Genomic DNA, 9,818 nt, shown 5'->3' with positions numbered 1-9,818 from the left:
ACATCGAGCCGCACGGCCCCATCGAGACCGAAGCAGCCCGACGCCTCACCGAAGACCTCAACCACGAGTGATCAACGGCTTACCCAACACTTTCTCAGGCCGTGTGCGCGTACGCGGGGTACGTCAGATAGCCCGCGTCACCGCCCTGGTAGTACGTCGCCTCGTCGTCGGCGGCCAGCGGCAGCCCGGCGCGCAGCCGTTCCACCAGGTCCGGGTTGGCGATGAAGGCGCGGCCGAAGCTGATCAGGTCCGCGCCGTGACCGAGCCAGCGGTCCGCGTCCGCCCGCCCGGCCCGCGCCGGGCCCATCGGCAGCGCCGGGTTCATGATCAGCGTGCCCTGCCAGGCCCGGCGCAGCCCGAGCAGCACCTCGTCGTCGCTGGTGGCCTCCAGATGGACGTAGGCGAGGCCGATCCGGTCCAGCTCGGCCAGCAGCGCCCCGTACAGCTCGGGCACGTCCCGCTCCGCCACGCCCCAGAAGGTGGCGCCGGGGGAGAGGCGGATGCCGGTGCGGGCGGACCCGATCGCGTCCACCACCCCCGCCACGGCCTCGACCGCGAACCGGATGCGGTGGGCCACGGAGCCGCCATAGCGGTCGGTGCGCAGATTGGCGTTGCTCGACAGGAACTGGGAGATCAAGTAGCCGTTGGCGCCGTGGAGTTCCACGCCGTCGAAGCCGGCCTCCACCGCCCGGCGCGCGGCGGCGGCGTAGGAGGCGGCCTCGGCGGGCACCTCCTCGGTGGTCAGGGCGCGCGGAAGGGGCGCGGGCCGGGGGCCGTTGGGCGTGAACACGTCCCCCACGGCGGCGACCGCCGACGGGCCGACCGGCTGGAGCCCGGTGGTGTCGGGGTGGGAGACCCGGCCGCCGTGCATGATCTGGGCGAAGATCCGCCCGCCGTTGGCGTGCACGGCCTCCGTCACCTGCCGCCAGGAGGCGGTCTGCTCCGCCGTGTGCAGTCCGGGGGTGCCGGGGTTGGACTGCCCGAGCAGGCTCGGCTGGACACCCTCGCTGACGATCAGGCCCGCGGTGGCGCGCTGGGCGTAGTACGTCGCCATCGACGGCGTCGCCAGCCCGCCGGCCGCGGCCCGCACACGGGTCATGGGGGCCATCACCAGCCGGTTGGGCAGGGTGAGTCCGTCCAGTGCGTAGGGGGAGAAGAGTGAGGTCGTGGTGGGTGCGGCGACGGTGGACATCGGGGGATCTCCTCGGGTTCCGGGTCCGGTGGGGGGTACGCTGGCCACGTTAGAACCTGACGTCGATGTGAGGTTCAAGCCCCTGTGACCCGGATCACGCTCCCGCCCTGCCGGTGCGGCCGGTCCCGGGGCGGCGTCGAGGGCGAGGAGGCCGTACCGTGCGGATCGGCGAACTGGCGGAACGGACCGGTGTGAGCGTCCGCTCGCTGCGCTACTACGAGGAGCAGGGCCTCATCCACGGCACCCGCACCCCCGGTGGTCAGCGCCGCTACCACGAACAGCAGGCCGAACGCGTCGCCTTCGTCCGCAGCCTCTACGCCGCCGGACTCTCCAGCCGCACCATCGTCGAACTGCTGCCCTGCGTGGACGCCCCCAGCGAGGAGAACTCCGACGCGGCCATGGAGCGGATGGAGCGGGAGCGCGACCGGCTCAGCGCGCACATCGAGGAACTGCTGCGCACCCGCGACGCCCTCGACACCCTGATGGAGCGCGGCCGCGCCTACCGCCGCACCCTGGGGGAGTCCGAGCCCCGGTCCGAGCCCGAGCCCGTCACGCCTTGAGTGCCCGCCCCGCCACGGCGAGCGCCACCCGGCGCGGGGCGAGCCGCGCCCCGAGGGCGGAGAGGCGGTTGCCCAGCCCCGCGACCGTGCTCGGCGGGGCGCTCCGCCGCTCCAGCGCCCGCCGGGCGGTCGTCACCACCTCCTCGGGCGTCGCCAGCCGGCCCACCTTCGCCTGCTCGCTGCCGACGACATCGAAGAACTCGGTGCCCACCGGCCCGGGCGAGAGCGCCAGCACCCGCAGCGGGGAGCGGCGCGTCTCGTAGGCGACCGCCTCGGTGAAGCTCAGGACGAACGCCTTGGTCGCCCCGTAGAGGGCCATGCCCGGCGTGGGCTGGTACGCGGCGGTGCTGGCGACCGTGACCAGCGCCCCGCGGCCGTCGGCGGCCATCCCGGGCAGGAAGGCCCGGGTCAGCTCCGCGACCGCCCCGCAGTTCAGTGCGACCATCCGGCCGACCTCGTCCGGGTCCTCCTCGGCGAAGGGCCCGTAGCTCCCGAATCCGGCGTTGTTCACCAGGGTCTGCACGGCGATGTCCCGGCGGTCCAGCTCCGCCTTCAGCGCGGCCGCGGCGCCCGGCTCGGCGAGATCCGCCGCCACCGTGTGCGCCGTGACGCCGTGCTGCGCCGCCAGCTCCGCGCGCAGGGATTCCAGACGGTCGGCGCGCCGTGCCACGAGCACCACATCGGCGCCGCGGCGGGCCCACTGGCGGGCGAACTCGGCCCCCAGGCCGGAACTGGCTCCGGTGATCAGGGCGACCGTTCCCCGGTAGATCATGGGCATGGTGAACCACTCCGTTCTCGGGTGTGCGTCATCATGAATGTAGACAGTGGCACCATTGTAGTCAATGGCAACATGAGAGGACCGGTCGTGGCCGACACCGCCGACACCACCTACCATCACGGCAATCTGCGTGCCGCGCTGCTGGAGCGGGCGGCGGCCGTCCTCGCCGAGTCGGGCCCCGACGGACTCTCCCTGCGTGCCCTCGCCCGCGACCTCGGGGTGAGCCACGCGGCCCCGTCCCGCCACTTCCGGGACCGGCGGGCGCTGCTGGACGCCCTGGCCGCCGACGGCTTCACCGAACTCAACCGGCGCCTGTCCGAGGCGGCGGGCGCCCCCGGCGACACCGAGTCGCGGCTGACCGGAGCGGCCCGCGCCTATGTCCGCTTCGCCGTCGAACGCCCCGCCCTGCTGGGGCTGATGTTCGCCGCCAAGACCGAACAGGACCCGACGTCCTGCCTGCGCGAACTCGGCCACGAGAGCCTGCGTCTCGCCGCCGCGCTGGTCGAACAGGGGCAGCGCGAGGGCCTGGTGCGCCCCGGCGACCCGCACCGCCTCGCCCAGGTCGCCTTCTCGACCGTGCACGGCCTCGCGACCCTCGCCCTGGGCTCCCTGCTCGACGACACCCCGCTCGACGAGGCGCTCGACCTCGCCGTCGACGTCCTGCTGCACGGCCTGCGCGCCCCGGCCGCCTCCGTCTGACGCATCCCCGGACCGATGGCGGGCCCGGCTCGCGGCGGCCTGTGCTCACCGGCCGTACCGGCCGGGAGGGCTTGATAGGCAAGCGGACACTTGCCTATGGTGGACCCATGGCAGAGGACGTCTTCAAGGCGCTCGCCGACCCGACGCGTCGGCGCATCCTCGACGAACTCGTGGAACGGGACGGCCAGACCCTGTTCGAGATATGCGGACGGCTGGCGATGAAGCACGGCCTGGGCCTGTCCCGCCAGGCCGTCAGCCAGCATCTGGCCGTCCTCGAGTCCGCGGGACTGGTGCGTACGCGGCGCGAGGGCCGCTACAAGTACCACGACCTGGACACCGCCCCCCTGGAGCACATCGCGACCCGGTGGCTCAGGCCCCACCCCTCGGAGAGCACCCCATGAAAATCCATCTGACCAGCGTCTTCGTCGACGACCAGGCGAAGGCCCTGCGCTTCTACACCGAGGTGCTGGGCTTCGTGAAGAAGCACGACGTACCGGTGGGCGGCACCGACCGTTGGCTCACCGTCGTCTCACCGGACGCCCCCGACGGCACCGAACTCCTGCTGGAGCCCTCCCGCCACCCGGCCGTCGGTCCCTACCGCACGGCCCTCGTCGCGGACGGCATCCCGGCCGCCTCCTTCGCCGTCGCCGACGTCCCGGCCGAGTTCGAACGCCTGCGTGCCCTCGGGGTCCACTTCACCCAGGAGCCCGTCGTCATGGGCCCGGTCACCACGGCCGTCCTGGACGACACCTGCGGCAACCTGATCCAGATCGTCCAGAGCGACGCGTAGCCGGCGAACGGCACAGGGCAGGGGACGGGAGCAGAGGACGGGGGAGGCGAGCCACGATGATCGGGACGGTGTTCCGCAGCGAGGACGTGCCGGTGCGCGACCGGTTCGACCACTGGCGGGAACTGCTCGGCCGGACGCGCGCCAGCGACATGGGCAGCGCGCACGCCGACGCCTTCTGGGCGGAGTGCCGGGTGATGGAACTCGGCCCGGTGACCGTCTGGCCGATGGCCTCCCTCCCGGCCCGCTACCGGCGCGGCCCCGCGATGGTGCGCCGCTCCGACCCCGAGCTGTACCACCTCTCCCTGCTCCTCGACGGCGGGCTGGGCCTCGACCACGGCGGCCGGGCGGACATCTTCGGCCCGGGCGATCTCCATCTGGTCGACAGCTCCCACCCGTACGACCTCGGCCCCGCCCGCCACGGGGACAGCGCCCTGGTCCGGGGCGTCGGCGTGGACTTCCCCAAGGCGCTGCTGCCGCTTCCGGCGCACCGGGTGAACGCCCTGCTGGGCCGCGCCCTGCCCGGAGCGGACGGTATCGGCGCCCTGCTGCGGGACTGCCTGACCGGCCTGGACCGGCAGGCCGACCACCTCCGCCCGGCCGACGCGCCGCGCCTGGGCACGGTCGTGCTCGACCTGGTCGCCGCCCTCGCCGCCCACACCCTGGAGTCCGAGGCGGCGCTCCCGCCGGAGACCCGCCGGCAGGTGACGTTCCGGCGCGTCACCGCCTTCATCCGCCGCAACCTGCACGACCCGGGGCTCACCCCGCCCGCCGTCGCGGCCGCCCACCACATCTCCCTCAGCCAGTTGCACCGGATCTTCCAGCAGGAGGCGCACGGCGAGACGGTCGCCGCGTACATCCGCGCCCGGCGGCTCGACGGCGCCGGGGGCGACCTGGCGAACCCCCGGACGGGCACCGAGCCCGTCCATGCCGTCGCCGCCCGCTGGGGCTTCCCGCGCGCACCCGAGTTCACCCGCGCCTTCCGTACCGCGTACGGGTGCTCCCCGACGGAGTACCGGACGCGGGCGCTGTCCGAGGGCCGTGGGCCCACCCCCGTGGAGCCCACCCCGGCCACCGGCCCGCGCCGCGGCCCGGCCCCCTGAACCTACGCGCGGCGCACGGGCCTTAGCCCCCTTCCGCGCCACCCTGCGACGCGGGGCCAACACACCGTGGACGCCACGCCAACACACCCGATGCGCGGCACCGCCCCGCCCGGCCGGAGGGCGGGTTGGCTCGCACAGGCCGTCGAGGCCGAACTGACGGACGAGGAAAGGGCGTTGCCGGCGCGGAGCACGGCACTGCTGGAACGGCTCGCCACCCGCTGACGCCCGGGCCTCACCGACTGCCGAGAGCCCACGTGCGGGGGGCGTAACCCCCGGCGTGCGGAGCATGTGATCGTCCGGAAATCCCGGCTGCCTATCGTCACCGGTGTGGGAGCTCACCCACGGAGGCCGAGGTGAGCCGAGGGAAGGGGTTCCGGTGGCGTCGGCGGAATCGGGGGCCGGGTCCGTCCGTACGGCCTGCTCGTACTGCGGGGTCGGCTGCGGCATCGTCCTCGATGTCGCGCGGGACGGGGTGACCGGGCGCAGAAGGGCCACGAAGGCCTCCGGGGACAAGGCCCACCCCACGAACTTCGGCCGGTTGTGTACCAAGGGCTCCACCAGCGCCGACATGATGGCCGCGCCCGGACGGGCCGCGTCGGCCCTGGTACGGGCCGAGCGGGGCGGCGAGCCGGTCGCGACGGACGTCGACACCGCCGTCGCGGACGTGGCGGCGCGGCTCCGCGCCATCCTGGACGAGCACGGGCCCGACGCCCTGTCCTTCTACGTCTCCGGGCAGATGTCCCTGGAGGCGCAGTACCTGGCGAACAAGCTGGCCAAGGGCTTCGTGCGGACGAACCAGATCGAGTCCAACTCCCGCCTGTGCATGGCGTCCGCGGGAACGGGCTACAAACTGTCGCTGGGCGCGGACGGGCCCCCGGGCTCCTACACGGACTTCGATCAGGCGGACGTGTTCTTCGTCATCGGCTCCAACATGGCCGACTGCCACCCGATCCTCTTCCTGCGGATGAGGGACCGGATCAAGGCGTCCGGGGCGAAGCTGATCGTCGTCGACCCGCGGCGCAACGCCACCGTCGACAAGGCGGATCTCTTCCTCCAGATCAAACCGGGCACGGACCTCGCCCTGCTGAACGGACTGCTGCACCTGCTCGTCGCGAACGGCCACGTGGACGAGGAGTTCGTCGCGGAGTTCACCGAGGGCTGGGCGGAGATGCCCGCCTTCCTCGCCGACCATCCCCCTGCCCGGGTGGCCGAGGTCACCGGCATCCCCGAGGACGACATCCGGCGGGCCGCGCGGTGGATCGGGGAGGCCGGTGAGTGGATGAGCTGCTGGACGATGGGGCTCAACCAGTCGACGCACGGCACATGGAACACCAACGCGCTGGTCAACCTGCACCTCGCGACCGGAGCGATCTGCCGGCCGGGGTCCGGGCCCTTCTCGCTCACGGGCCAGCCCAACGCCATGGGCGGACGGGAGATGGGCTATATGGGGCCCGGACTGCCCGGGCAGCGCTCGGTGCTGGTCGACGAGGACCGTGCCTGCGTCGAGCGGCTGTGGGGCATCCCCGAAGGCTCGCTGCGCACCGACGTCGGCCGCGGCACGGTGGAGATGTTCGAGCGGATGGCGGTCGGGGACATCAGGGCGTGCTGGATCATCTGCACCAACCCGGTGGCCTCCGTCGCCAACCGCAAGACCGTCATCGCGGCCCTCGAAGCCGCCGAACTCGTCGTCACACAGGACGTGTTCGCACAGACCGAGACCAACGGGTACGCGGACGTCGTGCTGCCCGCGACGCTGTGGGCGGAGTCCGACGGGGTCATGGTCAACTCCGAGCGCAACCTCACCCTGGTCCGGGGCGTCGTGGACCCGCCGGGGCAGGCGCTGCCCGACTGGGAGCTCATCGCCCGGGTGGCGTGCGCGATGGGCTCCGCCGAGGGCTTCACCTACGGCTCCGCCGAGGAGGTCTTCGAGGAACTCAAGCGCGCGTGGAACCCGCAGACCGGCTGGGACCTGCGGGGCGTCTCCTACGAGCGGCTGCGGAGCACCCCGGTGCAGTGGCCCGCCCCGGCGTACGACGGGCCGGACCGCAACCCGATCCGCTACCTCAACGACGGTGTCAGCCAGACCCTCCTCGTACGGGAGGACGGTACGCGTCCCCGGCTGGCCTTCCCCACGCCGAGCGGCCGTGCCCGCTTCTTCGCCCGGCCGCACCTCCCCGCCGCCGAACTGCCCGACGACGACTATCCCTTCGTCCTCAACACCGGCCGCCTGCAGCACCAGTGGCACACACTGACGAAGACCGGGAAGGTCGCCAGACTGACGAAGCTCAACCCCGGTCCCTTCGTCGAGATCCACCCCGAGGACGCCCTCTTCCTCGGTGTCGCCGAAGGCGACCACCTGGAGATCGCCTCGCGGCGCGGACGCGCCGTCCTGCCCACCGTGGTCACCGACCGGGTCCTGCCCGGGAACTGCTTCGCCCCGTTCCACTGGAACGACCTGTTCGGCGAGTACCTGAGCGTCAACGCCGTCACCAACGACGCCGTCGACCCGCTCTCCTTCCAGCCCGAGTTCAAAGCGTGCGCGGTGGCGCTGACGAAGACGACCGCGCCCGTGCCACCGGTCCGGCCCGCCGGGGATTCCGCCGAGCCGGGGACGACGGAGACTGCCACGGAAACCACCGCCACGGAGACCGCCTCGGAATCCGCCGCCACCGAGGAACGGACGCGCGCCCTCACCGCGCTGCTCGGCGTCGGGGACCTCACGCCCCCGGCCTTCACGGAACCGGAGCGCCGGTACCTCGCCGGCTATCTGACGGGGCTGTCGAGTGCACCCGCCGACGGCCGTGTGCCGGTCCTGCCGGCCTCCGCGCCCTTCGCCCCCGACCACGGCCTCTGGGTGGACGGGGTCCTGGCCGGACTGTTCTCCCGCGTGGACGGCTCCGCGCGGGAGGCCGCGCCCTCGCCGGGGACGGCGCACAGGGACGGACCCGAGGAGTCCGTCCCTCCGTCCCGGCGGCTTCTCGTCCTGTGGGCCTCCCAGACAGGTACCGCCGAGGAGTTCGCCACGACCGTCGCCGCCCGGTGTTCCGAGGCCGGGCGGGAAGCGGCTCTCCTCCCCATGGAGGGCATCGACCCCGCGGACATCGGACCCGACACGGACGTCGTGGTGCTGACCAGCACCTTCGGGGACGGAGACGCCCCGGACAACGGTGCCGCGTTCTGGCAGGCCCTCAGCTCGCCCGACGCGGCCCGGCTGGAGGGCGTGCGGTTCTCCGTTCTCGCCTTCGGCGACTCCGGCTACGACGACTTCTGCGGCCACGGGCGCCGCCTGGACGAGCGGCTGGCCGAGCTCGGAGCGGGCCGCCTGCATCCCCGTACCGACTGCGAACCCGACCACGAGGAGCGCTCCGCCGCCTGGCTCGCCGCCCTCCTGCCGCTGCTCACCGCCCCCGCCCCTGCCTCCGTCCGCGCTCCGGTCCCGGTCCCGGGACCGGGAACCCCCTCGCGCACCCCCGCCTCAAGGCCGGCCGCGGCTCCCGCACCGCCCTCCAGGACCTCGCCGTTCACCACACTCCTCGTCGGGAACCGGCTGCTGAGCCTGCCCGGTTCGCAGAAGGAGGTACGGCAGTTCGCCTTCGACACCCGTGGCGGGGAACTCGCCTACGAGACGGGCGACGCACTCGGCGTGTGGCCCGCCAACAACACCGGACTCGTCACCGAATGGCTGGCGCTGACCGGGCTCGACCCCGCCGAACCGGTCGCGGTCGGCGACGCCGGTCCGCTGCCCCTGGCCGAAGCGCTGAGGACCCGGCTCGACATCGCGCGTATCACCCCGGACCTGCTCCGTTTCGTGGCCGCCCGCACCGGCGGCCATGAACTCAGGCGGCTGCTCCGCCCCGGCCACGAGGACGAACTGGCCAAGTGGAGCTGGGGTCTCCAGATACCCGACCTGATCGGGACCTACCCGGTCCGGGCCTCGGCCGCCGACTGGGTGGGCGTGCTCAAACGCCTCCAGCCGCGTCTGTACTCGATCTCTTCCAGCCCACTCGCGCATCCGGACGAGGTCCGGCTCACCGTCTCGGTGGTCCGCTACTCCAACGACCGCGGCCGGGACCGCACCGGTGTCTGTTCCGCCCATCTCGCCGATCACGCCGACGACGGCCCGGTGCAGGTCTTCGTGCAGCGCTCCCCACGCTTCCGCCCGCCGGCCGATTCCGCCACGCCCTTGGTCATGGTCGGTCCCGGGACCGGCGTGGCGCCGTTCATCGGCTTCCTGGAGGACCGGCTCGCCCGCGGCCACACGGGCCGCAACTGGCTCTTCTTCGGCGAGCAGCGCGAGGCCACCGACTTCTACTACCGCGAGGAACTCGGTGCCCACCTGGCGAGCGGCCACCTCGACCGGCTCGACACCGCCTTCTCCCGCGACCAGCGGGCCAAGGTCTACGTCCAGGACCGCATGCGCGAACACGGCGCCGCCCTCTGGTCCTGGCTGCGGGACGGCGCCCACGTCGCCGTCTGCGGTGACGCGGCCCGGATGGCGAAGGACGTCGACCTGGCTCTGCGTGAACTCGTCGCCCGCCACGGCAGGATGAGCGACGAGGAGGCGTCCGCCTACGTCGAACAGATGGCCGCGGACAAGCGCTATGTACGCGACGTCTACTGACCGCCGCCCCCGGGGCGCCGCGCGGACCGGCGCACCCCCGGAGCACGCGAGCCCGACCCGATCCGATCCGGATGAAAG

Annotated in this window: 8 protein-coding genes and 1 pseudogene; 7 read left to right on the top strand and 2 right to left on the bottom strand. The window is 73.1% G+C overall.

Annotation, left to right across the window (positions count from 1 at the left end):
- Positions 1 to 94 precede the first annotated feature (94 nt).
- The gene (locus ABZ457_RS15800) at positions 95 to 1,192 is read right to left on the bottom strand and encodes an alkene reductase (RefSeq protein WP_359158088.1); all 1,098 of its coding nucleotides are present in this window, start codon (positions 1,190 to 1,192) and stop codon (positions 95 to 97) included.
- Positions 1,193 to 1,350: 158 nt separating this feature from the next.
- On the opposite strand from ABZ457_RS15800, the gene ABZ457_RS15795 reads away from it, so the two are divergent.
- A complete protein-coding gene (locus tag ABZ457_RS15795) occupies positions 1,351 to 1,752 on the top strand; it encodes a MerR family transcriptional regulator (RefSeq protein WP_359158087.1) in 402 nt (133 codons plus the stop codon).
- On the opposite strand, the gene ABZ457_RS15790 is transcribed toward ABZ457_RS15795, so the two are convergent.
- On the bottom strand, positions 1,742 to 2,530 hold the full coding sequence (locus ABZ457_RS15790) for an SDR family oxidoreductase (protein WP_359158085.1): 789 nt from the start codon (positions 2,528 to 2,530) through the stop codon (positions 1,742 to 1,744). The genes ABZ457_RS15795 and ABZ457_RS15790 overlap by 11 nt on opposite strands.
- Positions 2,531 to 2,602: 72 nt before the next feature.
- Between ABZ457_RS15790 and ABZ457_RS15785 the strand changes: the two genes are divergently transcribed.
- The 6 genes and pseudogenes from ABZ457_RS15785 to ABZ457_RS15760 all read left to right on the top strand — a co-directional run bounded on the left by ABZ457_RS15785 (position 2,603) and on the right by ABZ457_RS15760 (position 9,740).
- Positions 2,603 to 3,229, top strand: a complete 627-nt coding sequence (locus ABZ457_RS15785; protein WP_359158083.1) for a WHG domain-containing protein — start codon at positions 2,603 to 2,605, stop codon at positions 3,227 to 3,229.
- A 107-nt stretch (positions 3,230 to 3,336) separates the two neighbouring features.
- On the top strand, positions 3,337 to 3,630 hold the full coding sequence (locus ABZ457_RS15780) for a metalloregulator ArsR/SmtB family transcription factor (protein WP_359158081.1): 294 nt from the start codon (positions 3,337 to 3,339) through the stop codon (positions 3,628 to 3,630).
- Positions 3,627 to 4,019, top strand: a complete 393-nt coding sequence (locus tag ABZ457_RS15775; RefSeq protein WP_359158080.1) for a VOC family protein — start codon at positions 3,627 to 3,629, stop codon at positions 4,017 to 4,019. The genes ABZ457_RS15780 and ABZ457_RS15775 overlap by 4 nt, the downstream gene beginning before the upstream one ends.
- Before the next feature lie 56 nt (positions 4,020 to 4,075).
- Complete coding sequence (locus tag ABZ457_RS15770; protein ID WP_359158078.1) at positions 4,076 to 5,119, top strand: helix-turn-helix domain-containing protein; 1,044 nt, start codon at positions 4,076 to 4,078, stop codon at positions 5,117 to 5,119.
- 111 nt (positions 5,120 to 5,230) lie between these two features.
- Positions 5,231 to 5,341, top strand: a pseudogene (locus ABZ457_RS15765) (MarR family transcriptional regulator); the annotation flags it as partial.
- Positions 5,342 to 5,495: 154 nt separating this feature from the next.
- A complete protein-coding gene (locus ABZ457_RS15760; protein WP_359158077.1) occupies positions 5,496 to 9,740 on the top strand; it encodes a bifunctional nitrate reductase/sulfite reductase flavoprotein subunit alpha in 4,245 nt (1,414 codons plus the stop codon).
- The last annotated feature ends 78 nt before the right edge of the window (positions 9,741 to 9,818 follow it).

This window comes from Streptomyces sp. NPDC005805 (genome assembly GCF_040630445.1).
Taxonomy (GTDB): Bacteria; Actinomycetota; Actinomycetes; order Streptomycetales; family Streptomycetaceae; genus Streptomyces.
This window is presented reverse-complemented; position numbering and strand designations above follow the sequence as displayed.